The sequence below is a fragment of the Clostridium magnum DSM 2767 genome (genome assembly GCF_001623875.1).
Lineage (GTDB): Bacteria > Bacillota > Clostridia > Clostridiales > Clostridiaceae > Clostridium_AM > Clostridium_AM magnum.
In genome coordinates this window covers 63,721-89,593 of sequence record NZ_LWAE01000012.1, presented here as the reverse complement: position 1 = coordinate 89,593, position 25,873 = coordinate 63,721, and the positions used below count along the sequence as shown (strand labels likewise).

General features: G+C 34.0%; 23 protein-coding genes and 1 pseudogene. 3 read left to right on the top strand and 21 right to left on the bottom strand.

What is annotated here, in order from left to right:
• Positions 1-29 precede the first annotated feature (29 nt).
• The 13 genes and pseudogenes from CLMAG_RS27270 to CLMAG_RS27215 form a co-directional block, all read right to left on the bottom strand.
• Positions 30-2,783: a CHASE3 domain-containing protein gene (locus CLMAG_RS27270; protein WP_066630277.1), complete on the bottom strand. Its 2,754-nt coding sequence runs from the start codon at positions 2,781-2,783 to the stop codon at positions 30-32.
• A complete protein-coding gene (locus CLMAG_RS27265; RefSeq protein WP_066630275.1) occupies positions 2,777-3,481 on the bottom strand; it encodes an esterase/lipase family protein in 705 nt (234 codons plus the stop codon). Before CLMAG_RS27265 ends, CLMAG_RS27270 begins: the two co-directional genes overlap by 7 nt.
• Positions 3,482-3,700: 219 nt before the next feature.
• Positions 3,701-4,603 (bottom strand): acetamidase/formamidase family protein, encoded by a 903-nt coding sequence (locus tag CLMAG_RS27260; protein ID WP_066630273.1) that lies wholly within the window; start codon positions 4,601-4,603, stop codon positions 3,701-3,703.
• A gap of 29 nt (positions 4,604-4,632) precedes the next feature.
• Complete coding sequence (locus tag CLMAG_RS27255) at positions 4,633-5,331, bottom strand: cysteine hydrolase family protein (protein ID WP_066630271.1); 699 nt, start codon at positions 5,329-5,331, stop codon at positions 4,633-4,635.
• 67 nt (positions 5,332-5,398) lie between these two features.
• A complete protein-coding gene (locus CLMAG_RS27250) occupies positions 5,399-6,475 on the bottom strand; it encodes a BPL-N domain-containing protein (protein WP_066630269.1) in 1,077 nt (358 codons plus the stop codon).
• Positions 6,476-6,478: 3 nt separating this feature from the next.
• A complete protein-coding gene (locus CLMAG_RS27245; RefSeq protein WP_066630267.1) occupies positions 6,479-7,864 on the bottom strand; it encodes an APC family permease in 1,386 nt (461 codons plus the stop codon).
• 19 nt (positions 7,865-7,883) lie between these two features.
• Complete coding sequence (locus CLMAG_RS27240; RefSeq protein WP_066630266.1) at positions 7,884-8,705, bottom strand: carbon-nitrogen hydrolase family protein; 822 nt, start codon at positions 8,703-8,705, stop codon at positions 7,884-7,886.
• A 410-nt stretch (positions 8,706-9,115) separates the two neighbouring features.
• On the bottom strand, positions 9,116-10,480 hold the full coding sequence (locus CLMAG_RS27235) for a DUF4434 domain-containing protein (RefSeq protein ID WP_066630265.1): 1,365 nt from the start codon (positions 10,478-10,480) through the stop codon (positions 9,116-9,118).
• A 22-nt stretch (positions 10,481-10,502) separates the two neighbouring features.
• Entirely contained in the window at positions 10,503-10,910 is a 408-nt protein-coding gene (locus CLMAG_RS27230) for a TcaA NTF2-like domain-containing protein (protein ID WP_423231099.1), read from the bottom strand.
• Positions 10,908-11,072 (bottom strand): annotated as a pseudogene (locus tag CLMAG_RS35115) (TcaA 3rd/4th domain-containing protein); the annotation flags it as partial. The pseudogene CLMAG_RS35115 and the gene CLMAG_RS27230, both read right to left, overlap by 3 nt.
• A gap of 426 nt (positions 11,073-11,498) precedes the next feature.
• The gene (locus CLMAG_RS27225; RefSeq protein WP_066630260.1) at positions 11,499-12,479 is read right to left on the bottom strand and encodes a substrate-binding domain-containing protein; all 981 of its coding nucleotides are present in this window, start codon (positions 12,477-12,479) and stop codon (positions 11,499-11,501) included.
• A gap of 132 nt (positions 12,480-12,611) precedes the next feature.
• Positions 12,612-13,046, bottom strand: coding sequence for a hypothetical protein (locus CLMAG_RS27220; RefSeq protein ID WP_066630258.1), 435 nt, complete (start codon positions 13,044-13,046; stop codon positions 12,612-12,614).
• Between the two features lie 277 nt (positions 13,047-13,323).
• A complete protein-coding gene (locus tag CLMAG_RS27215; RefSeq protein ID WP_066630256.1) occupies positions 13,324-14,196 on the bottom strand; it encodes a LysR family transcriptional regulator in 873 nt (290 codons plus the stop codon).
• Positions 14,197-14,582: 386 nt separating this feature from the next.
• On the opposite strand from CLMAG_RS27215, the gene citD reads away from it, so the two are divergent.
• The 3 genes from citD to citF are packed head-to-tail and all read left to right on the top strand — an operon-like array spanning position 14,583 to position 17,322.
• On the top strand, positions 14,583-14,867 hold the full coding sequence (gene citD / locus CLMAG_RS27210) for a citrate lyase acyl carrier protein (RefSeq protein ID WP_066630255.1): 285 nt from the start codon (positions 14,583-14,585) through the stop codon (positions 14,865-14,867).
• Between the two features lie 39 nt (positions 14,868-14,906).
• Complete coding sequence (locus CLMAG_RS27205; protein WP_066630323.1) at positions 14,907-15,782, top strand: aldolase/citrate lyase family protein; 876 nt, start codon at positions 14,907-14,909, stop codon at positions 15,780-15,782.
• A complete protein-coding gene (citF, locus tag CLMAG_RS27200) occupies positions 15,775-17,322 on the top strand; it encodes a citrate lyase subunit alpha (RefSeq protein ID WP_066630253.1) in 1,548 nt (515 codons plus the stop codon). Before CLMAG_RS27205 ends, citF begins: the two co-directional genes overlap by 8 nt.
• A gap of 115 nt (positions 17,323-17,437) precedes the next feature.
• On the opposite strand, the gene CLMAG_RS27195 is transcribed toward citF, so the two are convergent.
• The 8 genes from CLMAG_RS27195 to CLMAG_RS27160 all read right to left on the bottom strand — a co-directional run bounded on the left by CLMAG_RS27195 (position 17,438) and on the right by CLMAG_RS27160 (position 25,870).
• The gene (locus CLMAG_RS27195) at positions 17,438-18,133 is read right to left on the bottom strand and encodes a YARHG domain-containing protein (protein ID WP_066630251.1); all 696 of its coding nucleotides are present in this window, start codon (positions 18,131-18,133) and stop codon (positions 17,438-17,440) included.
• A gap of 495 nt (positions 18,134-18,628) precedes the next feature.
• Positions 18,629-19,309: a GntR family transcriptional regulator gene (locus tag CLMAG_RS27190; RefSeq protein WP_242873150.1), complete on the bottom strand. Its 681-nt coding sequence runs from the start codon at positions 19,307-19,309 to the stop codon at positions 18,629-18,631.
• A gap of 80 nt (positions 19,310-19,389) precedes the next feature.
• Complete coding sequence (locus tag CLMAG_RS27185; protein ID WP_066630247.1) at positions 19,390-20,361, bottom strand: SIS domain-containing protein; 972 nt, start codon at positions 20,359-20,361, stop codon at positions 19,390-19,392.
• Between the two features lie 37 nt (positions 20,362-20,398).
• Complete coding sequence (locus CLMAG_RS27180) at positions 20,399-22,009, bottom strand: ABC transporter substrate-binding protein (protein WP_066630245.1); 1,611 nt, start codon at positions 22,007-22,009, stop codon at positions 20,399-20,401.
• Between the two features lie 74 nt (positions 22,010-22,083).
• Positions 22,084-22,917 (bottom strand): ABC transporter permease, encoded by an 834-nt coding sequence (locus tag CLMAG_RS27175; RefSeq protein ID WP_066630243.1) that lies wholly within the window; start codon positions 22,915-22,917, stop codon positions 22,084-22,086.
• Between the two features lie 10 nt (positions 22,918-22,927).
• Entirely contained in the window at positions 22,928-23,884 is a 957-nt protein-coding gene (locus CLMAG_RS27170; RefSeq protein ID WP_066630242.1) for an ABC transporter permease, read from the bottom strand.
• Positions 23,881-24,876 (bottom strand): ABC transporter ATP-binding protein, encoded by a 996-nt coding sequence (locus CLMAG_RS27165; protein WP_066630241.1) that lies wholly within the window; start codon positions 24,874-24,876, stop codon positions 23,881-23,883. The genes CLMAG_RS27170 and CLMAG_RS27165 overlap by 4 nt, the downstream gene beginning before the upstream one ends.
• Entirely contained in the window at positions 24,869-25,870 is a 1,002-nt protein-coding gene (locus CLMAG_RS27160; RefSeq protein WP_341421076.1) for an ABC transporter ATP-binding protein, read from the bottom strand. Before CLMAG_RS27160 ends, CLMAG_RS27165 begins: the two co-directional genes overlap by 8 nt.
• Between the last annotated feature and the right edge of the window lie 3 nt (positions 25,871-25,873).

Sequence of the window (25,873 nt, the reverse complement as noted above, 5' to 3'; positions counted from 1 at the left end):
TCTTGTAAATTTACAGGCTTTTTAAGATATCATACCAAATTTTCTAATTTCTTATGAGAATCTTCATCCTGTTTGCCTGAGATTACATGAACAGGAATATCTTTTGTACCTTGTATATTCCTTAACTTGTCAATAACCTTCCATCCATTGATATCCGGTAATCCAATATCGAGCAAAATAGCATCTGGTTTATATTTTTCTGCTAACTTAATTCCTTCCTCACCGTTACTTTCAGTTAGAACTTCATAACCTTTTTTATTAGCTAATTCAGATAGTATGCCTAATAACTTTTCATCATCTTCGATTATTAAAAGCAGCTTTTCATCTCCTCTTTGAATCTCTTTATAGTCAGCTTTCTTCTCTAAAGAAACACTATTATTTTTTGATAGATTTACTTCTTCTAAAACAGTGCTAAAAGATTGATCTTCCTCTTGGTTTTTCTCTGTATTTAGCTCCACAGCATCACCATTGCTATTCAAAATAACTAAAGTAAATTCACTGCCCCCTTCCTCATTACTTTTTAAATAAATTGTTCCACCAAGTAAATAGGCAAGCCCTCTTGAGATGGATAACCCAAGTCCTGTTCCACCATATTTTCTACTAATTGTCCCATCTACCTGTCTAAAGGAATGGAAAATTAATTTCTTCTTATCTAATGGTATCCCTATTCCAGTATCCTTTACTTCTATACTTATTAGCTTTTTAATATCACCCTTAACACCAAACTTTACTATATCACTTTCTTTAGGCCTACATATGTTCATTGTAACAGATCCATGGTCAGTAAATTTGAAAGCATTGCTTAACAAATTATTTATTATCTGTTGAAGCCTTTGTCTATCAGATACTATTTCCTTCGGCAACCCTTTTTCAATTTCAATCTTAAAGTCAAGGCTTTTTTGTAAGGCTATAGGACTAAACAATCGTTCTATATCTTCAGCTAATTCTACTAGATTTACTTTTTCAAAATTAATATCCATCTTACCAGCTTCTACTTTAGATAAATCCAGAATATCATTAATAAGTCTAAGCAAATTTTTACCTGATGCATGTATAGTTTTAGCATATTCTAGCTGTTTCTCTGTTAAAGGCTCGTTATCCTTCTTATTTTCAAGTAACTGTGAAAGAACTAAAATACTATTTAAAGGAGTTCTTAGTTCATGAGACATATTTGCTAAGAATTCGGATTTGTACTTATTTGCAACTTCAAGCTCCTCCGCTTTCTCCTCTATTTCAGAATTTGCTTTTCTTAATCTTTCATTACTTTCAATTATAGCTCTTTTTTGCAGTTGTAATTTTCGAGTCTGTTCTTCAAGCTCTTCATTTGACACCCTCAATTCTTCCTGTTGAGTTTGCAAATTCATTTCAGATTGTTTCAAAATTTCAGCTTGCTCCTCTAATTCTTCATTATTTTGTCTTAATTCCTCCTGCTGAACCTGCAATTCCTCAGCCTGTACTAAAGTCTTATCAAGAAGTTCCTTCATTTTTGTTTGCGCTTTTGTTGAATTAATACTTATAGCTATATTTTCACTAACTTGTTGAATAAATTTTAATTGTACATCAGTAAATTCATTAAATGAACCTAGTTCTATAATACATTCAACTTCATCATGGTAAATACAAGGAGCAATTAAAATATTTTTAGGAACTGCTCCACCAATTCCTGAAGCAATTTTCATGTAATCCTGTGGTACATTTTTTATTATAATAGTCTGCTTTTCCAGAGCTGATTGTCCCACTAATCCTTCACCAACATTGAATTCATTAGGTAAATCTTCACCACTGTTGTAAGCATAACTGCCATATAATTTAAATGTATTGTCCCCTGTCTTAATATAGAACGTGCCAACTTGAGCATCTATATATTTGCAAATATAACTGATTATCTCTAGGCTTAATTCATTAATTTCTTGTACTCCCCGTATCTTCTCGCTTAATTCTGCCCTACCTGCTGTTAGCCAACCTTGATTTCTATTTTCATCAATTAACTCCTTTAACTTAGCCATAAATATGTTAAAATATTTAGCCATTTTACCTAATTCATCTTCAGAATGAATCCTTAACCTAGCTTCTAAGTTTACATCATCTTCTGCTATTTCTTTAAATGTTTTTGTTACAATTTTTACCGGGTTAACAATCATTCTAATTACTAAACTTGCTATAATAACTGCAGCAATAGTTGCTAAAGCTCCACCTATTAGCATGATAGCTCTTGTTTCTTTTTCCATTTTTATAAGATCTATATTTTTACTTTTCAATAGCGCTTCTTCTTTGTTAACTTCTTCAAGGATTGAACGTAAATTGTCTGTCATTGCCTTGCCCTCACCAGATTGGACAATAGCAATTAGATCTTCTAACTTTGCCTGTCCTGAAGTAACCTTCTGTCTATTAATTATTATTTTGGTTTTTTCCCATTCTAACCACTGTTCATATTGTTTTTGAACATCAATTAATCGTTTTTGCTGTTCAGGGTTATCTGCAGTAAGTTCTTTGAGTTTACTATAATGTTGTTCATAGGAAGCTTTTCCTTGATTAAATGGCTCGAGAAAACTTTGATTTCCAGTAATTACATATCCTCTTGCCCCTGTTTCCATATTTATTAAACTGGTAAGCAAATTATTAGACTCCTGAACTACTCTATATGTGTGAACATTCCATTCAATAGCTTCTGATTCTTTAGAAAAATTCACATAGCTGTTTCCTATCACCGTTACCATTATCAAAATAACTATACCAAAACCTAAAAACATCTTTTGAGCTATGCTTAATTTTTTTATTAACAATATTCTCTCCCCTTTATAAAGATCTTTCCATAGTCACTTAGTTTGCACTCTGAAGTAAACTTTCCTGTTTCAACAAAGTTATCTATTAATTTTGCTGTTTCCCACTTATAATGTATTTCTTTATGTTGATGTGGTAAAATAACAAAGTCCTCCAATCCCTCATAATATACCGAGTTTATTGTGACTCTTCCATCATTTTCTTCTTTTAATAATTTTCCTAATAAAAGTTTATTATTTTTTCCTGCAATAGCACCTATTCTGATTCTTTCATCATTGATAAAGTTAATCCTTCTTACATTTTCCGTTTTCAAAGATTTTAAAGTCTTAAAAATATAAGTAAGAACGTTAAAATAATTGGACGCCATATCTGCTAGTTCACTACCATTATTAGGTGTAGCAATCAAAATACAGCTATTTATTCTATCTCTATTTTTAGGCTTTAATAAATAATTTCTTATTATTAACCCTCCTGTACTGTGTCCAATCAGGTTAACTTTTTCATCTTGCCCTATTTCTTTTAAAGTTTCCTCTACAATTTCTTCGAATATGAAAGCAGCATGATCAATTTCCTTATATGTTAAAGGCAAATTTACTGAAATACACTTGTGATTTAACTTTTTCAGATTTTCCGATAGAGTGCTCATATCATTTTTATTCTTATTGTATCCATGGATTAGAATAGAAATCTTCTCTTTCAAGTAACTTCTCTCCATTCAATTTTAACTTATTTTAAATTAATATTATCTACTGAAGATGTTCTTTGATCATAATCTTACTATTATTATACGATAAATCTGTAGCTTTTACTTAATCTTTATATATAAAAAGATACGGTAAAAAGTACTACTTCTCTAAAGATGAAGCACTTTTTACCGTATCGTTTTTTATTTGAAACCTTTGATAACTATATTACTAACCTAAAGCCCTAAGTACCCTATACTCTTTAGCATAGATTTAGGCATTACAAACCTTGCAGTTTTTTTCGGATCAACAATCTGACATATTTCGGTTTTACCTACAAGACTAAAGAGCATTACAACTTCTTCATCTTTAATTTCTGTTTTTCCTCTAAGAATATAGAACATATCTGAAATTGATATCTCCACAGCTTCATCTAAATCCTCCGAAGCAGCTATAGTTGATAAATATTCATCATTTTCCAGCATTGGATTACCAATTTTTAGACCTTTTACAACTTCCAGCTTTACAGTTACCTTTGCACTAACTTCTGCCCCAGTTACACCTATTTCACCATCTCCCATAACAGCATGAACATCTCCTAATGCAAATAATGCTCCTTCAGTAGCAACAGGAAAATAAATCATAGCTCCCTCATTGATCATATTATTGTCCATGTTTCCGCCATGGCTATCTGGAGCCCCACAGCTTATTTCACCACTTTCCGGTGCTACACCAATAACTCCAATCATAGGCTTTATAGGAATTTTAACAGCTTTATTAAAGATAAGCCTATCCTCTTCTATCTTTGCAACTTTAACATAGGATTTTCCAAATTCACTTTGAAGAACTCCCATATCCTTACCTGTAGCTATAACGGCGGTGCCTTTAACCTCTATTTTTATTATGGTAACTTTAAGAGCATCTCCTTTTTCTGCACCGTTAACATATACTGGACCTGTAGCAGGGTTAATTCTATCCCAGTCTAACCCCTCTATCTCATAGTTGTCTTCCTTTATTTGTCCAGCAAAACAATCTAAGGTTTCAAATTCAACCTCATCACCAGAATTTACTGATAGTACACTATGATTTTTCTTTGAAAACTTATATATTACATTCTCATTCCCTACTTTATGTAACATTGTATCCCTCCAAACAATCTATTATTACTCTACAAATTATTCATTAGCTCAATTACCTGATCTGTTGAAAGTATTTCACAGTATATTTTATTGATAATTTTTAATTCGGCATTATGGACATCTTCTGTAGCAGCTGCACATCCATCTTCAATTACTACTACATTAAATCCCTCATCTGCCAGCCCTCTAACAGTAGAGGCCACACATTGGTCTGTTACTATGCCTGTTACAACCACAGTCCGTATTCCCATGTTCCTAAGAATGCTGCAGTAATTAGTTCCTACTGTTACACTATCCGTAGTTTTATTTATTACTATCTCAGAATCTAAAGGTTTAAGTTCATCTATTATCTCTGCGCCATAAGAGTCTTGAGTAAGTAATATATTATTCCAACCAGACCTTTTTTGTACCAATGACCTATCCCTTCCATCCGTATGGTGACAAGCTATCCTTCCATAAGTCACTTCCATTTTATGACTTCTAAATAAATTAAGTAATTTTTTATTATTAGGCACTACAATGTTATCCAATCTATCATGGAAAGGAATCCACTTATCAAAAATCCCTTTTTCCTTGAATACAAGCGCATCACCATAATCTCTTAAAACAAACTGCTTTTGTAAGTCTACTATTAAAAGAGCAGTCTCCGACGGTATGATTTGAAAACTAGTTTCCAAAGGTTCACTCTCATAGTACAACGTATCGTTAAATTTATTATCTAATGCCATAACCTTCACTCCTCTTACTTATTCTTATAAATCTTTATTTTTGACTAAACTCCTTATATTTCTATGCTTAGGCCATCAATTCGTATATTGAATTAGATATAAATAAATGTATAATATCTTGCTCATATGGATTATATATATATCCAAACTCAGGATGAAAAGAAAAAAGTATCAATTTACCTTTGCCGTAAGTTGTCTTTATTGCCGCTGGCCTATCCTTCATGTAGTAGTTAAACCTCTCCTTATTTAAGGGATTGCACCAGTTCATCATATCTACAGCAACGGAATTACTACTTACATCCCAACCAGGCTTCTCACTGCCAGAAGCTACAAACTCATCATAATAAGCGATAACTTCTATAGAAGAACTGTTTGCTTTGAATATAGGACCCTCCCAGTACATTACATCCATAGTTGTCTTTCTCCCATAGCATATTCCATAGGCTACAGGTTCTTTATCTTTTACAGATATCCTTACGAGGCCAGCTCCTGTTCTCCAATAATCTAGGCCATCATTTTCATCTGCATCTACTATATTTAGCCATATCCTGCTTTCAGTTGTCTCTTCTTCTGATGTAAGAGGTAGGTAGGAACCTGCACAAGACCCTAAGTAACTTCCACCACTTTCTATAAAATTTCTAATTTCCAAGAACCCTTTTTCTCCAAGACCTGCATAATAAGATTCACCGGCATCAGGCCCTCCAGGCACAATTAGAAGCTTAATACCTTGTAATTTCCCATTTCTTATATCTGCATCGTTTAGCTCTATATATCTAAAGCCCATACTATCAAGAAGATTCTTGTAAGGCTTCTCACAAAACTCTGCACTATTTAATCCAGAATAAAATCCAATTCCTTCTATGCTCCCAAGAGGCCTGAATTTATTCTTCTGATCAAGTAACTCAGAATTACTCGTAACATCAGTAAAGTACTCATGCGCTTCATAATTGTAATCTTCAAAAATATAGGTTCCTGAAGGATAAATATGTCCTTCAGGAAACATTTTTGTTACTAGTTTTACATCCTCGGTGGTCTGAAAAATCTTTCTTTTCTCATATAAGTTTGAATTTATGAATCTTACTGCACCGTGGACATCCTTTTGATAACTAGAAATCCCCATGCGCTCTAAAGACAGTAAGTACATAATCTATTCCTCTAGTCTCATTGCAGAAACTTTAACTGAATTTTTATCTTTTGAAGTATTCTTCGCCAATATAAATATTCCTGCAGCTATCCAAGCTAAAACTATATACGGGAACAGATTCACTGGATATGCTGGTACAGGATAAATATTAGAATAGAAAGTATATGATAATACAACTACTGCTATGCCAGGTGCTACAAGATTGAAGCCCTTCCATACTTTTATCTTTGTGAAATATACTAATGCTCCTATTGTAGTTAATAGATAAGCTAAAAGTAGAGCTAATACTGCAATTGTTCCAAGATATCCAAAAACCTGTGCTCCAGTGTTTTTAAACATTACTATAACTAGTACAATAGAAACTGCCATTATTATATTAAGACTTACATATGGGGATTTATATTTAGGATGAACCTTTGATAAAATAGCAGAAATATTACCATCTCTACTCATTGAAAACAACATTCTTGATCCTGCAGATGCACTACCTAATGCACAGGAAAAGGCAGAAAGTGCTGCTCCAAGCATTATCATTATTGCAAAAGCATCCGATATAAATTTAGAAGATAAGTCACCTAGAGGTGATGCTGATGATGCTAGCCCCTTTATCCCCTCTGGATTAATTCCAAAACCTATAACTTGAATATAACTTATTAATAAATAGAATAAACCGGTTGCGAAAACTGCACTTAAAATTGCTAGGGGTATTAGCTTCTTTGGATTTTTTGTCTCTTCCCCAAGACTTGAAGCTCCTTCAAATCCAGCAAAGGACATAAACCCGAAGACTACTGCTAGGGCAATTGAAGATCCGCCATTTCCATTAATCTTAAAAGGAGCAAGGCTTAGGCCAGTGGTTGTACCAACCTTAAATAGAACAACAATTGCAAGAACCAATATTAAAAGTATTGATATACCTTCGAATATTAACATGATTCGTGTACTTAACTTTACATCCATGTAGGAAATTACCCATATACCAACGATACTTAATAATGCAATAGGTATCCAACTTACTTTAATACCTGCAATACTAAAAACACTCTCCATAAAAGCTCCAACCTCTGCAGCAGATGCAGCAGTAAACATCATATAGGTTAAGAAAAGAAGCCATCCCGAAATAAACCCAACCTTTTTGCCTAAAGACTTTTCAGTAAAGGTGTATACAGATCCAGCTGTTGAAAAATGTTGATTAAACTTTATGAAAGCAACTGATACACATCCTATGACAACAGTAGCTATAATGAATACAAGTGAAATAGAATATGATGACACACTTGCCATTAGAGAAACATTTAATGCCATTGCCGCTGTAGGCGCCATTATTGCTACAGATAGAGCTATGGTTTCTAGATAGGTTAGATGATCCTTTTGTAATTTATTATTTTCCATGATTTAATTCCCCCTCTTTTTAATATAAATTTACTAATGATTTATAGAGCTCCGGCCTTCTATCCCTAAAAAAAGTGTAATACTCTGCTCTTAGTCTTCTAGGCAAATCTAAATCTAACTGTGCTGAAATTATGCCTTCTACTTCCTCATTTAATTCTTTTATAGGTTTACCTATAGGGTCTATAATCTTACTGTGTCCAAAAAATCCCAAAGACCTGTCTGTTCCTATTCTATTTGCTGCAACTAAATACATACAATTATCAAAGGCTCTTGCTCTTGTAATCAAGTCCCAATCTTCCGAATAAGGTTTTTCCCAATTTGTATTTACTACAAGTAGATCTGCTCCTTTCAAAGAGTATGATCTTGCAACCTCAGGAAAAGCAGTATCCCAGCAAATCATAACTCCAATTTTCCCAAAGTCAGTATCAAATACAGGAAAGTCACAGCCTGCCCTAAAATAGCTTTTTTCCGTATCAAATAGATGAACCTTTCTATATATCCCTGATACTTCACTATTTCTGTTAATATAAACCGAAGAGTTATATAATACGTCCTTCATATTTTCATCTCTTTCAGGAAATCCATATATAATATTGGTACCATACTTCTTGGCCAACTCCCCTATTACTTTCATACTTTCTCCGCCGGGAGCTGTTTCAGCAATATTTTGAAACTCCCTGCCACATTCATAACCGGACGTTATTAATTCAGGAAAAACTATAAGATCTGTATCTTTGTCCTTATCCATTACTTGATGAATAAAATCACACATCTTTTCAATATTTGCCTTCACGTCATACAGTTTTGGTTCCATTTGAACACATGCAACTTTTACATTCATTTTCTCACTCCCTTTTTATATCCTATCTGCTTCTTTTAATTTGAAATAATTTATAATTTATTAATTTCAACCCCTATTCAATACAAATTTATCATTAATAACTATAAATAATTAACAATTCATCAAATATTATATAGATAATTTACCACATCGTTAATTTTTTTCATATGTCCACTATAGACAAATATAAAAGCGATTTTTTGTATACTGTAAACAAATCCTTGCCATTTAACATTGTTCTATAGGAAAGTGAATAAATTGTAATAGCCTTTGTTATGTCTAAAATCCACTCTCTTAGTCTATCTATTGGCATAATTTGCTTTAGAATATTTATTTTTAATAAGAAATAAAAAGAAACAGGAAATGAAATTTGCTAATGCCAATTTCATTTCCTGTAGATAAACTTACCACTATTTTTTTAAAATATTTCTCCAATTTCTTATAATACAAGATGCCCTTGCCTTTTTAGGCTTTGATATATTTCCTGCGAAATCTACTGCTCTTACTTCATAATTAAGCCATTTGAATTTATCCCTTAAGGTCACCTTATCTATATAACTCATTACAAGTTCTTCCTTTTTTCCTGTTTTTCCTTTGAATATTCGATCTAGATTAGTAGTGAAAATTAGTTTTTTGTTTCTATAAACTTTATAACCATATATTCCAATATTATCATGGGCTGGAAGCCAAGAAATTAAAAACTTACTTCCCCCATCTTTTTTAACTTTGACTTCCTTTGGAGGTGTTGGTTTACGGTTTTCTAATCCACCACTCTTAACATAATTTAAGTATGTTTCATGGAAGCCTTTATCAATATTATTAGGACTATAGTAATGACAATATGCGAAAGTTATAATGTTATCTACATATGGTTTTTCAATTTCCATCTGCCTAACAAATTGATTAAGAGGAACGCTGGACCAATTTAAATGGTTAAAGGTCTCTGTATTAGCCCAAAATAATAACCCTGGTTTAGTATCTACAGCTTTTCTTAATTCTGCAAACCATTGATCTACTTGATCTATTTTTAGTCCCCCTCCACCAACAGAATCTTGAGGGCAAAATATATCACCCTGCCCTAAATCTGTATGCTGAAATAAATAAGCCCAATTTTTTGCATATTCTTCTGCCTTTCCATAAATAGAATTCATAAAAGGTGATAACATAAAGGGTAATCGATGTTTTTTTCCTTTTAAATGTTTTAAATTGATATTAATTGCTTGAGACAGTACAGAAAAATCATCCTTTGTTCTAAAATTTAAATTATCTACCTCATACACCCAATACCATCCATGAAAAGCGTTAGGATATTTGGAATAGTATTTAGTATATAATTCGTCGGCTATCAGATTCCCTCTTTCCATTTGAGCATAAAGCCAGCTAGGATCTCTAGATCCTTTTTTCCACCACTCACTATTAAAATTAATGCCTAAAAAAATCTTCATACCTGTTTTTTCTGCATTTCTAAGACACATGTCAACAATGTCCACTGATGGATATTCCATTTCCCCTCCAGGAATTTTCGTTGGGTAGATAGTTTTAGTTAAATCACCTTCAGTAATCGAAGTACTCATAATAACGTAATGCATATTAACTTCTTTTAAATAATTAAATTCACTTTGCCATTTCGAATCATTCCACTTTTCCACCATATCAGCTTGTATAAATGATCCGTCTGCTATCGGATATTTTTTGTTAGAATTGTTCATATTACGTAGGTTTAACATCTTTAACTTACTGGTTACTCTATTAGAAACATCTTTTAAAATTCCCATAATATCTTTTAATTCCTTCTATTTAATTACCTGTAGTATCAATAGTATCAAGCTGAAAATGTCCCTTTAGTTCGTTATATTTGAAGGTATAAGTGTATTTGTAGGTTTTTACTGAAGACTTTCCATTGCTATATATATTGTAAACTTCTTGTGTAGTTATAGTTCCGGATTTATTATCATCACTTAGCGTATAAGGAAGTATATTAAAACTCAAAATAGTATCCCTTATACCTCTGCTATAGGTGCTTGGAACATAGCTTTTTTGGTCGTAATAAAGCTTACTTCCTGGATATAAATAATCCTCTACCATCTGAAAATTATTATAATTTACAGCCTGTGTAAAATAATAAGTATACCAGCGTATAAGATCATGTAGATCGCCTTCTATATTTCTAGCAATGTTTTCAGCGTTTGTAAAGGTTAAATTAATATTACTATCACCCTGCCCAACTATATACTCATCACTTTTCATAGTTTTACCATCTCTAGTAACAGTAGCATATATCTTTGTATTACTATTTAAAGGCCCAAAATTTTCAGCATCAGCAATTTTAACCCCTGTATCTTTACCGTCTACAAAAAGTTCAGCATCCTGGTATTGACTTTATACATCTATATAGCTAAGCTTTGCAAGTACATCTACATTAGCCTTACCATTATTAGCTACAAGATCAATATCCCATGGCTCATTTTAAACTGCTCATCTTGTGAAGGTTGTTCTGTCTCCACATTAAAATCTTCAACTAACCTTGCACCGCAAGCGGTGCAAAATTTATCTCCATTCTCAACCTGTTGCCCTCATTTGTGGCAATATGCCATACTAATCTCTCCTTAAAAATACTTTTACACTTTAATATTTGTATTCTATACAAGCGTAAAAAATTACCTAAAGCACCCTTAAACTCACTAATGTTTTTAATAAAAATTGGTATTTAGAGAAACAGTAAAATATAAAAAAAGCGCAAATAGATTTGGATTCTCCAAAACCTATTTGCACTTCTAAAATATATCAAACTAGTTAATTCATATATTTATTTACATTACTGCTATCTACTTTTTCAAATGGTACCCATATATACTTGCCGTTATCAGCTACATTTTTTATGTTAGATAAACTACCGCCTGACCCTATTTCAATAGCGGCTTGTACCGCACTTTTGCTTTGGCCTTCTGCTGGTTGGTAAATTGTAAGCTTCATACTGCCATCAACAACAGCTTGCTTTCCTACACTTGTAGCATCAACTCCTAGAATTGGAATTGATGAAGGATCAATATTGTTTTCTCTAAGTGAATCTACTACCCCAAGTGCCATCTCATCATTATTAGCAATTACACAGTCAAATTTTTTACCTGTAGATAAAAATACATTAAACATATCTTTTGCTGTCTGTCTGCTCCAATTTGCATTATCTTCAAAGACATACTCAGCATTTATCCCTTTCTCTTTTAAAGTCTGTTTTGCCGCTTCTGTACGTCCTTTTGTAGCTGGATGTCCTTTCTCTCCTTTAAGTAAAACTACTTTAACATCATTTTTACTTTTTAAATAGCTTGCTATATACTCTGCTTGATATTGACCGGCCACTTTTTCATCTGAACCTACATAAACATATTTATTCTTTTCTAATAAACTATCCTTCGGATTACTATTCAAAAATACTATTGGAATTCCTTCCGCAGTTTTCTCAAGTTGTAGAGCCGTATCTATATTTACTGGTGCACATATTATTGCACTATATCCACTTGTAACCGCTTCTTTCATATTTGATACCTGTTTTTCTATAGACCCAGCTGCATCCATCACTGTTAACTCAACATTTTGACTTTTAGCATAATTTTCAGCATATTTTGCTAGTAACTTACGAAAGTTATCTGAACCGTCCGAAAGTGAAAATAGAATTTTCACCTTTTTATTTGAAGATACGCTGCCTTTTAAGCCACATCCTGAAAAAATAGCAAGCATCATAATTACAGTTAGAATTATAGCTATTTTTTTCTTCATACATACATCCTCCTTAGAACTTTTATTAAAGCTACTTATATCTTAAACATTTGAATTTGTTTACTAATCTCATCAGATGTGCTTGACAATTTCTCTGCGTCTCTAGCTACTTTTTCGCTATTTTGGGTAATACTACTTGATTGAGTAACCATAACCTCTGAAATTAACACGAGTCAGCCCTTCATTATACCATACTGAATTAAGTAGATTTTTATCAGATTTATTAGATTTTGTTGCTTTTAACAGTTTTCCACTTTCATCAGCAATGTAAAACCCTTCTGGATAGTTATTGCTATATCCATAATATATATCCAAGTAGTTTTGCAATTTATCGTCACTTAAAGATGAAGTTTCTAATGTAGTTTTTACTGCCTTAAATGATGCCAAGTTTTCATTTAACCATGATTCAATTTGGTCAACTTGTTTTTGGCTTGAAGTTTCTAGTAACTGATTAGCTGAATTAGTTATTATACTTTTAGATTTAGTATAAGAAATAATAATGAGGGTTGATATTACTATAACCATCATCGGAATAATAATTCCAATCAGCTTTGTTTTAATTGACACTCTATGGGTTAAATTTGCTTTTTTTACAACAATCTCCTTTCTATACTATATGGCATGTTAGGTTGTATGAGTATCAGGTTATTTGGACATAGATATTTAATAATTAGTATCAGTTTCATAATACAATTTCCTTTTCGTCTACTTTTTTCGACATTTTTCTATATTTTTCATGTGTTTTTGACGGTTATAAAATACAAAAATAGGAAATAAAATTCACTAATGCCAATTTCATTTCCTATTTTTAAAATTTACACCTCTAGGTTCTTGCTATAATTTTCTAAGTGGATTCTACAGCACTATGCTTAGTAATAAAGTCAACAAATTTACTTACAACAGATAGCTTTAATGAGGATTTTCTAAAATTCATCCAGTTATCCCTTTGTAGAGGTTTTCCACTTTCGTCACAGAGCTGAAGGATATGTAGATTATCATGTTTTTCTATAGAAAACTCTGGCATGATGGCAAAGCCAAGACCATTCTTAACCATTTCTTTGCAGGTACCGCTATAGTTAACATCAATATTTATCAAAGGCGATGTAGTAAAGTTGTTTTGCCACCAATTTTCAATGGAATTCTTTAGAAAAGGATTTTTAGTGTATTTAATCATTGACAGGTTAGGTAAGTCCTTTATATCTATCTTGTCTTTTGAAATAAGAACAATTTTCTCTTTGCCCATTGGCACCTTTGAACCTTCCCAATCATACCCTACATTTTCTATTCCGATGTGAACTTCATTATTGAATAAAAGGTTAATTACTTCACTACTAGTGCCTGTTTTTAGCATGATCTTAACTTTAGGATAAGCCTCTAGAAAACCTTTTAATATAGATGGAAGTTTGTACTGAGCATAACTATTAGACACCCCAAGTCTTAAAGTACCCTTTACTTCACTGCCAACATTCATAATAGTGTCCCTTAATTTTTGCTCCTCTAACAGCATTTTTTCAGCATATTCAACAAGCTGTTCTCCTTCAGTTGTAAACTGAATATTTTTATCCTCAGTAAAAAGAATATTTATTCCAAAATTCTTCTCCAATTGACGAATTCTATATGTTATAGCAGGCTGTGAGATAAATAGCTTTTGCCCTGCTCTTGTAAGATTTTTTTCCTCATAAAGTATTTTTAAGATTTCCCAATCTCTAGTATCCAAGATATATCCCCTCATTTCCTCTGGAAATTTTTCCAAGACTAATTTATCCGATAGCTACCCGCTTTAACCTTACGCCAAGTAAGCCATGCATTCGCAGCTCTAAAATTCAGATGGGGTAAGAGAATCCCCACTGATTCAATTTTCCACTTCATTATAATCTACCATAATTAACATGTAAATTGTAAAAACTCATAAAGAAAGATAATAAAGAATTTCAAAAGCTCTTTCAAATAAAACAACAGATGTAAAGAAAAACTTTTTTTAAGAACCACAAAAAATCTTTTATTTTATATTAATTATTTCCAAGAGTATAATAGGCAATATCAGGATATATGCTTTGTAAACCCTATCTGAAAATTATAAAGAGTTTAGCATGGAGGTAAAGTATGGACATTATTAAAGTAGGAATATGCGGTACTGTTGAATCAAGTGATATTACAGTAATTATAGAACCAAACCCAAACAAAGGCATTGAAATCGAATTAGATAGCTCTGTGGAAATACAGTTTGGAGAACAAATTAGAGAGGTAATTACGAGTACACTATTGGAGTTAAATATTGAGAATGCTAGAGTGGTTGCCAATGACAAAGGAGCTCTAGACTGTGTTATAAAGGCAAGAGTACAAGCTGCAGCCTACAGAGCTGCTGGTAGTGTAGATTATAAATGGTAAGGAGTGAGATTTGTGGAGCAAATTAAATTAAGAAGAACTATGATGTACGTTACTGCAAGTAATCCAGCAATAGTTAAAGATGCTCATATTTATGGTTCAGATTCTATTATGTTTGACCTAGAAGATTCTGTATCAGTTAATCAAAAGGATGCCGCAAGGTTTTTAATATATAATGCATTGAAAACTGTTAATTACAGAGGAAAGGAGCTTGTTGTAAGAGTAAATGGATTAGATACTCCCTTTGGCATAGAGGATTTCAAGGCTATTGTAAAGGCTAAGCCTGATATCATTAGACTTCCAAAAACAGAAACTCCAGAAGATGTAAGAGAAGCAGATAAACTTGTAACTGCTATAGAAAAAGAAGCAGGTATGGAGACGGGAACGGTAAAGCTGATGGCTGCTGTAGAGAGTCCAATGGGAATTATAAACTGTTTCGATATAGCTAAATCAAGTCCAAGACTGGTTGCTATGGCTATAGGGGCAGAAGATTTCGTTACAACTATGAAAACTGTTAGATCTCTAGATGGAGAAGAACTTATCGTTGCCAGAGGACAGCTCCTTATCGCTTGTAGAGCTGCTGGAATTCATGCTTTAGATACAGTTTTCTCTGATATAAATGATGAGGAAGGTTTCGAAAATGAAGTGAGGAAAATTCACAAACTTGGCTTTGATGGAAAATCCGTTATACATCCTAGACAAATACCTATAGTTCATAAAGTTTTCTCACCAACAGAGAAACAAATTCAGTATGCTTTAAGAACCTTTAAAGCAATAGAAGAAGCAGAAAGAAATAATTCCGGTGTTATAGCTCTAGATGGAAAGATGATTGATAAGCCAATGGTAGAGAGAGCAAGAAGAGTAATAAGCCTTGCAAAGGCTTCTGGCATATATAGAGGTGGTGATTTAGATGATTAAGAATAAAGTAGGAAGGTTAATTCCAGAGGAAATTGGAGGAAGAAAACTAGAACCTTATGGAGGCCCTTTTGAAAAGGAACCAACAGCAAGAAGATTTGGAAAACTGCAGAGAAAAATGGAACCAGGTCAGAGCAAATTAAAGGATAGTATTAAAGAAGCAATTTTTGCGGCAGGATTAAAGGATGAGATGACAATATCCTTCCACCATCATTTTAGAGATGGTGATTATGTAGTACTTAAAGTACTTGAGGTAATTAGAGAGCTTGGAATTAAAGATCTAGTCTTAGCACCTAGTTCCTTAACCGATGTTCATGATCCAATTGTTAGTTATATTGAAGCTGGCATTATAAGGAGAATTGAAACTAGTGGCTTAAGGGGAAATCTTGGGCAAGCAATATCTAGAGGCATACTAAAAGAGCCTGCTATAATACGCTCTCATGGTGGAAGAGCAAGAGCAATAGAAGCCGGTGAAGTTAAAATTGATGTAGCCTTTTTAGGAGTTCCAGCTTGTGATGAATATGGGAATGCCAATGGCTATTCAGGTAAAAGTGTATGCGGTGCTTTAGGCTATGCCTTAATAGATGCTAAATACGCAGAGAAGGTAGTACTTTTAACAGATAACTTAGTGCCTTATCCATGCTCACCTATAAGTATAGATCAGACTAACGTTGATTATGTAGTTGTGGTGGATGAGATAGGCGATGGATCAAAGATCAGCTCAGGGGCAGTTAGAGTTACCAAGGACCCAAGATCACTTTTAATCGCACAAAGTACTACAGATGTTATTGTTCAGTCCGGTTATTTTAAAGAAGGTTTTTCTATGCAAACTGGTTCTGGAAACATATCTATAGCTGTTACACAGTTCTTAGGCGAGAAAATGAAAGAGCAGGATATCAAAGCTAGTTTTGCTCTTGGTGGAATAACAGGAGCCTTTGTAAAACTCCATGAAGAAGGATATATAAATACATTAGTAGATACTCAAAGTCTTGATCTAGAAGGCTGCAGATCTATAAGGGAAAATAAGAATCACATAGAGGTAGACACAAGCTTTTATGCAAATCCGCATAACGGTGGCAGTATAGTAAATAAGCTTGATGTTGTAATACTAAGTGCTTTAGAGATAGATGTTAACTTTAATGTAAATACTTTGACAGGAGTAAATGGAGAAATAAGGGGAGCTGTTGGTGGACATCAAGATACTGCAGCAGGAGCTAACTTGGCTATTATTGTAGCACCACTGGTTAGAGGAAGAATACCTTCTGTAGTTAAAGAAGTCAATAACATAAATACCCCAGGTAAAACAGTAGATGTGCTTGTTACCGATTATGGAATTGCCGTAAATCCACTTAGAAAAGACTTAATTGAAAGATTTAATAAGGCACAGCTTCCTATAAAGACTATCCATGAACTTCAGAAGGAAGCGGAGGAAATTGTAGGCGTTCCTAAGGGAATTAAGTATGCCGAGGACATAGTGGCTTTGGTAGAATATAGGGATGGAACTATAATTGATGTAGTTAAAAAATTAGAAATTGAAAATTAATAGTCCTCATACAGCGAACTGTCAGAGCGTTAGCAAAGACTGTTCGCTGTTTCTAACCCCCTATAACTTTTAGATGCTATAAGGGTTTATAATTTTAACTACATGTCTAGAAACCTTATCTTTTTTCATATTTTAAAATCAAATCTATATTATATCTTTCAATCTTACTTAGTTCCTCATTGTTACCCTTAAAATTCGAATTTGGCTTGTACCATGATTTATTCTTAAAATAGCTTTTATAAGGCTCTGTTTCAAAAACATAACCATGTCTTGCAAAGATTTCATTCCTAGCTAGAGCAAGCTTTTCCTTACTTAAGGAAGATAAATCTGAATCTAAAAGCTTTTTACTTCCGCTATTAGAGAACATATAGTCATCCTTAGAACTTATTTTATCTGTACCGTGATTTGTACTCTCATCTATCTTACTATCCTTAGATTGATTTTTATCTGCAGATTTATTAGTTGCATCGCTTTTAGAATCATCATTTGATTTTGGCGTTAATTTAGAATATATATCAGATTCTTTTATATCACTAGTTGATAAGGTTAAGGAGCATATATAATATGATCCAAAGCCTACTAATAAAATTGCTAAGACTGCTAAGACTCCAACTTTAATTGGACTATATGTTTTTTCACTTCTGCTATACTTTTTAGCCCTATTTCCAGTAGCTTGTACATTTTCATGATTATCTTCTCTGGAAATTCTTTTTTTTATTTTACTTATTAACCCCTTTTGTTTAAAACCACATTCATGGCAGAATTTAGCTCCATCTGCTAATGCAGTACCACACTTACTGCAATAATTCATAATAACATCATCTCCTAACAAAACTCTCAATAAGTATTACGATATAGCAAACGAATTTTATGAGGGTATGCTAAGAATTTTATAATATTATTTTGTGTAAATGAAAATAAGCCTAAGCACTAGAAGAAAAATTGTTGGTGTTACTTAGGCTTTAATATTGTTGATGTACCTTATGACTATTGTAACTGAAATAGAAAAAGTAAGCAGTGGTGAAGAGAATTTAGGTTATCACCTAAATGAACTTAGTTCTGGGAAGGATAGATGAATTTAATTTACGCTTATAGGATTAGTTCTGTATAGAAATATAGCCACATAATTTTTCTTTATATTTACTTAAAAAATCAAAATTAGCTTTCTATACACCCTTGTAGATACATAGAAAGCTAACTGAAGGAATTTTCACTGAGGTTATAGTAGCAAACCTCTTTCTATAATTACTTATTTTACAAATCTGAGATAACCTCTGTTGTTTTAACAAAGTCATATTTGAATCTATCAAACATGTAACTTAAAGCGTTCTCCATTGATTATCTGCGAACAAACATATATTGGTGTTTCATCTGCTGTGAAAGCAGTACTATTTGTTAAAAGAAGTGGATGGTTTTTTCGTACGTTAAGTAACCTTGATTCTTTAGTGCCGGCACGGCAAATTTCAATTACCTTGCGAGATATGGCAATGTCAATGTCACGTTTTTCCTTCAAAACTGCAAACAGTGATTTATCTAAGGGTTCATTCAGTAGGAAGGCATAATCCAGTGAAAAATAGCTATCTTCAATAATCATAGGTTCACCGTTCACGTACCTTAACCTTGATATAAAAACAGTTTGCGAGTTCATTGGAAGTCTCAGCATATCTAATATCTCTTGCTTAGGCTTTGCAAGTTTCTGCTCTAATAATTTAGTGCCTGGTGTAAGCCCGATATCTATACAAGACTCACTAAATCCACGAATTCTTGTATAATCTCGTTTATACTTAGATCTGGCTACAAAGGTACCCTTTCCTCGCCTTTTTTCTACAATACCAATGGCTGCAAGCTCATCCATGGCCTTGCGTGCTGTTACAACACTAACATTGTTTCCCTTTGCCATTTCTATTTCCGAGGGAAGCTTTTCTCCCTGTTTATAGACACCCGCTGCTATTTCATTTTTTAGTTTATTCATTAATTGCTCATACAAAGGAATAACTTCATCTGATTTTAACATTCCATCACACCTCTAGCCCACTTTCTATTTTATAAATATAATTGAAGGATTGATTAATACTCTAACTTCCACATATATCTTCTATAATCCATTGAATGACCGCGAACTTTTGCCATTTCTGATACGAAGAAACGCTCAATAGGAATCATGATTACTGAGTTAAAGAATTCAGCCACACTTTCATCAATTACATCAATGCCAGTATCTTTCGCATCAATTACTATATAACGATCTGCATATTTTTTCATGAATTTAAGTGTTCTTTCATCCATAGCACGAGTACGTCCAGTACTCATTAAAAGTATCATTGCTAAATCCTTATCTGTTGTTTCAAAAGGACCATGAAAATATTCACCGCTATGCACCAAAACTGCATGCTTACACTGCATCTCCATAAGATGACAGCTCACCATTGTATAAGCTGTACCATATAGCGGACCACAGCCTAGAACATAAAGTACACTATCATCCTTAAATTTTTCCGCAAAGGCTTGGGCAGCTTCCTGCATATTATCTTTGGTATTATTAACAATGCTGTCTATGTGTTTATATGCGTTCATAGCTTTCTCGTAATGTTCATAGTTTTCAAATTGGTATAAAATTTCAAAGCACAGTTTTAGTGCTAGAGCTTGATTAGCCTTTGAGTAAATTTGATTGTCTCCATTTGAATATATAACTGAGTACTGCCCGTTTTTTGCCATCTCAGTATCGGGAGAACCAGTCATTGCTATTGTAACTGCACCTTTTTCATTAGCAACTTTAACCGCTTCGACTGTTTCTGCAGTTGCCTTTAATGAACAAATAATACAGATACAATTTTTATCTAAGGATTTTGGGGTAGTGTGGACAAATTCATTGCTGCTATATATCTTGGTAGCAATATTTTTAGCATCACTATCCAGAAGATATTTTCCGGGATAAATAGCTGCCATAGAGCCGCCACAAGCCACAAAGTAAACTGCTTTTAATCCTCCATTAAAATCCATTTTAGCTTTTATTTCACTTATTATTTCTATTATATCCATCTGTATTCCTCCTAACTTTGAATGCCCATAAACTTTACTATTTTCTTACATAGGTGTTCTCTATAGATATACCAGAGTTGTACGTAAGAATACCATCAAGATTTTTAAAGCCTTCTACAGTATCTTTGCGAGCAAAGCATTGCTCACGATAATTGATAAATACAAATGGTGATAAATCTAAAATTCTCTTCCTAAGTTTATCATATATTTCTGCACGTTTTGCCGGATCTAGTGTAGAGCGACCTTCATTTAAAAGCTTATCTACTTCCTCATCTGCAAACCATGCTGCACTGTTCATTCTTGGGTTTCCACTTGCAAAATAGTTTGTGCACCAATCCATATCTACTATATTTCCAGCTGTTCCGGAAACTAAAATTTGATAATCTCCCTTGTTTGAACGTTCAATACGTGTAGACCAGTCTGGAAGTTCAACTTCAGCATCTATGCCTATTTTCTTTAAGCTATCTTGTATAACAAGGGCTGTTTGCTTATGAAAATCATAGGTTGAGCTTGAAAGTATCTTAACCTTGAAACCGTTTGGATATCCAGCTTCAGTTAAGAGTTGTTTTGCCTTTTCCTGATCAAATTTAAAGTAATTATCATATTTTCCATCATAACCATTTTGTCCACTACGAGTTGGAAAACCGTAAATTGGTGTGCCACGTCCCATAAAGGCAGTCGTTATAACGCTTTTACGGTCTACAGCATATGCAATGGCCTGTCTAACCTTTGGATTGGCCAAAGGACCTTCCTTAGAATTAATCTGTAAACACATAAATGGAGCCTCTGAAATATCAACTTTTATACCTTTTTCTTTTTCAAAAGCAATAACATCTTTTGAAGCAACATAGTCTATTAAATCAACCTCGCCTGTTTTTAATGCGTTTGCACGAGTTGTCGCGTCAGGAATGATAACAAAACGTACTCCCTTAGTTTCAGGCTTACCCTTCTTATAAAAGTCGCTGAAGGCACTAAGTGTAATCTCACGTCCCTTATCCCATTTACCAAATTTATATGGTCCACTTCCCATAGGATTAGCATTAAGGTCGTTATTATGACTTTGACACCATGCCTTTGAAACTATAACTGACTCTGGCAGTGTTAAAAGGTCTATAAATGGAGCACTCGGCTGCTTAAGAATAATTTTAACTGTTTTATTATCTACAACCTCGCATTTATCCAAAATGTTTTTGAAGTCTGAACGAAAGGTTGCTCCAACCTTTTCATCAAGTATACGTTCCATTGAGAACTTTACGTCCTCAGCATTAATGTCACTTCCGTCATGGAACTTTGCATTTTGTTTAATTTTGAAGGTATAGGTTTTGTTATCCTCAGCCACTTGATAGGACTCTGCTACTTCATTACCTATTTTACCATCTGGCTGGTAGGCAAGTAATCCACGATATAGGTTCATTTTAATTAAACGAGTTGCTTGGCCAGATTGAACCATTGGATCAAGAGTAGACGGATCAGCACTGATTCCAACAACCAGTTCATCCGCTTTTTGAACAGAACCACTGCTTGAGGAATTCTTACCATCAGCATTTGTGCCTTCCGATTGTTTATTGCCACAGCCTACAGCAAGAAATATAGTTAAAACTGAAGCAATTGCCATTGAAAAAAGTTTACGATACGAGTATTTTTTCATTTAATAGCCTCCTCTTATAATAATATATACGCCTATTCTTAGCTGTCAACTTTTTATTTTTATTGAATCAATGATTAAAAGCTATCCTTTAGCTTAGGGTCTAGGACATCACGCATAGCATCGCCCATCAAGTTAGTTGCAAGAATAGTCAGACTTAAAAAAAGGGATGGCCATATAGTATACATTGGAGAAACAGTCAAAAAGGCACGTGCATCACCAATCATTTGGCCCCATGATGGCTGCGGTGGCTGCACACCTAACCCAAGAAAGCTCAATCCTGATTCAATTAAAATTGCATTAGTAATTGTTAAGCTTATTTGAATAATCAATGGAGAAAATATATTTGGAAAAATAGTCTTTGTCAGTACATGGAATATATCTGCCCCAATAGAAATTTCATTTTCAACATACTCCATATTCCTTACCTTTAGGGTCGAGGAATATGAAATACGTGTAAAATGCGGCATATAAAGAATAGCCACTACTATAGTAAGATTACGTACACCAGCACCCCAAAGGCATACTACCATCATTGCCAGAAGTATAGGGGGAAAACAAAGTATTATGTCCACTATACGCATAATCCCATTCCCAGTCTTTCCACCTAAATAGCCTGCTACAATACCTAGAAGAGATCCAAAAGCAAAGGAAAAAAAGGTGCCAACTAGAGCTACAACCATAGAAGGGCGTATTCCAATAAGTATTCTAGAAAGAATACATCTTCCAAATTCGTCAGTTCCTAAAGGGTACTGACTTGATGAAGGAGCAAATGTATTTGCTGCATTCATCTCAATAGGGTCATTAGGAGCAATGATAGGTCCAAATATAACCATTAAGATTATTGGAATTAATATAACCATACTAAACATAAACTTCTTACTTTTCATAAAACTCTTTAATATTTTCATTTTGCTCCCCCTATCTTACCCTTGGTTCCAGTATGCCATATAAAATATCAACTACTAAATTTGTAATAATAAATACTGCAGACATAATCAAAACACATCCCTGAATTAATGGGTAATCACGTTGATTTATAGCTTTTACAAGCAAAGTAGCTAAACCAGGCCAGTTAAATACAGTTTCAGCCAGTACTGTTCCTCCAATCAAGCTACCCATTTGAAGGCCAATAACAGTGATTACAGGAATAAAAGCATTACGAATAACATGTGTTACAATTACCTTTCTCTCACTAAGTCCCTTTGCTCTTAATGCTCGAACAGATTCACTAGAAAGTGCCTCCAGCATTGATGAACGCATCATTCTCACTATGGAAGCAGCAAGTCCTAAAGCAAGTGTAATTGCAGGCAGAATAAGCCTAAGAAAATGCCCTGATACACTTCTTGATAAATTCATATATCCACTTGATGGGAGGGAGAAGCCTAGCCCCAATGAATCTAAAGAGAATATAATTATTAGCATATATCCTACCACGTAAACAGGAATTGATGTACCAATTGAAGCGACCGTTGTCATAAGAAGATCTGAGATTTTACCACGACGTAGTGCAGAAAATACACCTAATGGAATTCCCACTAAGCAGGATAAAATCAATGATACAAAAGCTAACTCCAATGTTCTTGGCAGCCTTGACGCAATTGACTGTATTACTGGAATATGCTCACTGTAGGAGGTTCCAAGGTTTCCTTGTAAGGCATTTATCAGCCAAGTATAGTATTGCACAAGGAGTGGTTTGTCAAAGCCTAGCTGCTTTCTAAGACTTTCAACAGCTGCAGGATCTGGAGTTGAATCTGTACCCAACATAAGCAAAACTGGATCTCCAGGAATTAGATGTATAAGCAAAAATACAATAGAGGATACAATAAACAAAAGAACTAAAGTAGTAAGTAATCTTTTTAGAATGAACTTCTTCATATTTTTCCACCGCCTTCTTTATGTAGAAAACAAGCAACCTTGTAATCGCTGCCTAGACTTTCTAACTCTGGACGCTCCTGCATGCATTTATCCACTGCCAGTGGGCATCTAGTAGAAAACAGGCATCCCTTTGGTGGATTTACTGGACTTGGTATATCACCCTTGAGAATGATTCTTTCTTTATTTTTCTTTGCTTCTGGATCTAATATGGCCGAGAGCAACGCCTTCGTATAGGGATGCTCAGCATTATTATATAGATCCTTACTATCTCCAATTTCTACTATAGAACCTAAATACATTACTGCAATTCGATCTGCCATGTGTTTTACTACTGAAAGATTATGAGAAATAAAAATATAGGTAAGTTTAAATTCTTTTTGCAGATCCTTTAGAAGATTTAAAATCTGTGATTGAATAGAAACATCTAATGCAGAAACAGGTTCATCACAGATGATAAGTTTAGGCTCTAAGGCCAGTGCTCTTGCAATACCAACTCTTTGCCTTTGTCCTCCTGAAAACTCATGGGGATAACGATCTATATAGCTACTGCTGAGCCCCACATAATCCAATAGTTCCAGCACCTTTTTTTCAATCATCTGGTTACTATATTCGCCCCTTCTATGAATTTTAAAAGGAGCTGAAATAGTTTCACGAACAGTCTGACGAGGATTTAATGAATCAAAGGGCTTTTGAAAGACCATACGCATATTTTCACGCTGCTTTCTGAGTTCTTTGTTATTCATTTTCATAATATCTTTACCCTCAAAGAGAATCTGTCCCGAATCTGCCTCAATAAGCCGTAGAATGGTTCGTGACAAGGTGCTTTTTCCGCAACCAGACTCTCCTACAAGGCCAAAGGTTTCACCCCGTCGAACCTGAAAGCTTACATTGTTTACAGCATGTACCACACCTTTAGAGGAAGAAAACATGCCGCTCTTTACCGGGAAGGTCTTGCTGACTTTATCTACAACTAATAGCAAATCACTATCCATTAATTTGTACTCCTCCTTCCTTTTGTGGTTCTGCTTTGTAACACCTGACAAAATGTCCAGGTTCAATTTCTCGCATTTCGGGCTCCTCTACTCTGCATCTTTCTTCTACTAAAGGACAGCGTGTGCAGAAACGACAGCCCTTTGGCATATTGCGTATATCTGGCACCATTCCTTCTATGCTATACAACCTATCAACAGATTCAGAAAGCTTTGGCATTGACTTTATAAGACCAGCAGTATATGGATGACTTGCCCTAAACATTATTGTTTCAGTAGGTGCTTCCTCCATTGATTTTCCTGCATACATTACTATTATCCGATCAGCGATATCCGCCACAACACCAAGGTCGTGAGTAATAATTACGATTCCCATGTTATATTCATTCTGAACCTTTTTTAAGAGGTCTAATATCTGAGCTTGTACCGTAACATCTAGAGCAGTGGTAGGTTCGTCAGCAAAAATCAACTTTGGATTACAACTAAGTGCAATAGCAATCATTACCCTTTGGCACATTCCCCCAGACAACTGAAATGGATAAGAATTAAATACTCTTTCAGAATGAGGGATTCCTACAGATGCAAGGAGCTTTATAGCCCTCTCCTTTGCTTCTGCTTTACTTACCTTTTCATGAGCAAGTATTGCCTCTACAATTTGATATCCTACTGTGTACACTTGATCTAAGGACATCATCGGATCTTGAAATATCATAGAAATGTACTTCCCACGAATCTTTTGCATATCCTTTTCCTTTAGGGCAAGTAAGTCTGTACCTTCAAAATTGATTTTCCCAGTGCCTATCTTTCCTTGATTAGGAAGCAGATTCATGACAGAAAGTGATGCCATAGTTTTTCCACTGCCGCTCTCCCCTACAATGCCTAATGTCTGCCCAGGCTTTACAGTAAAACTCAGGTTATCTACTGCAGTAAAGGTCCTACGCTTGTTTTCAAAGACCATTGACAAATTTTCTACTGACAACAAAACATCAGACATCATATA

What these genes read in the sequence shown, in the direction of transcription:
- CLMAG_RS27260 (WP_066630273.1), bottom strand. Translation starts at nt 4,603, where the DNA reads ATGTTACATAAAGTAGGGAATGAGAATGTAATATATAAGTTTTCAAAG.
- CLMAG_RS27165 (WP_066630241.1), bottom strand. Translation starts at nt 24,876, where the DNA reads ATGGATAGTGATTTGCTATTAGTTGTAGATAAAGTCAGCAAGACCTTC.
- CLMAG_RS27235 (WP_066630265.1), bottom strand. Translation starts at nt 10,480, where the DNA reads ATGGGAATTTTAAAAGATGTTTCTAATAGAGTAACCAGTAAGTTAAAG.
- CLMAG_RS27245 (WP_066630267.1), bottom strand. Translation starts at nt 7,864, where the DNA reads ATGGAAAATAATAAATTACAAAAGGATCATCTAACCTATCTAGAAACC.
- CLMAG_RS27250 (WP_066630269.1), bottom strand. Translation starts at nt 6,475, where the DNA reads ATGTACTTACTGTCTTTAGAGCGCATGGGGATTTCTAGTTATCAAAAG.
- CLMAG_RS27225 (WP_066630260.1), bottom strand. Translation starts at nt 12,479, where the DNA reads ATGAAGAAAAAAATAGCTATAATTCTAACTGTAATTATGATGCTTGCT.
- CLMAG_RS27175 (WP_066630243.1), bottom strand. Translation starts at nt 22,917, where the DNA reads ATGAAAATATTAAAGAGTTTTATGAAAAGTAAGAAGTTTATGTTTAGT.
- citD (WP_066630255.1), top strand. Translation starts at nt 14,583, where the DNA reads ATGGACATTATTAAAGTAGGAATATGCGGTACTGTTGAATCAAGTGAT.
- CLMAG_RS27255 (WP_066630271.1), bottom strand. Translation starts at nt 5,331, where the DNA reads ATGGCATTAGATAATAAATTTAACGATACGTTGTACTATGAGAGTGAA.
- CLMAG_RS27240 (WP_066630266.1), bottom strand. Translation starts at nt 8,705, where the DNA reads ATGAATGTAAAAGTTGCATGTGTTCAAATGGAACCAAAACTGTATGAC.
- CLMAG_RS27180 (WP_066630245.1), bottom strand. Translation starts at nt 22,009, where the DNA reads ATGAAAAAATACTCGTATCGTAAACTTTTTTCAATGGCAATTGCTTCA.
- CLMAG_RS27205 (WP_066630323.1), top strand. Translation starts at nt 14,907, where the DNA reads ATGATGTACGTTACTGCAAGTAATCCAGCAATAGTTAAAGATGCTCAT.
- CLMAG_RS27170 (WP_066630242.1), bottom strand. Translation starts at nt 23,884, where the DNA reads ATGAAGAAGTTCATTCTAAAAAGATTACTTACTACTTTAGTTCTTTTG.
- citF (WP_066630253.1), top strand. Translation starts at nt 15,775, where the DNA reads ATGATTAAGAATAAAGTAGGAAGGTTAATTCCAGAGGAAATTGGAGGA.
- CLMAG_RS27195 (WP_066630251.1), bottom strand. Translation starts at nt 18,133, where the DNA reads ATGAATTATTGCAGTAAGTGTGGTACTGCATTAGCAGATGGAGCTAAA.
- CLMAG_RS27160 (WP_341421076.1), bottom strand. Translation starts at nt 25,870, where the DNA reads ATGATGTCTGATGTTTTGTTGTCAGTAGAAAATTTGTCAATGGTCTTT.
- CLMAG_RS27185 (WP_066630247.1), bottom strand. Translation starts at nt 20,361, where the DNA reads ATGGATATAATAGAAATAATAAGTGAAATAAAAGCTAAAATGGATTTT.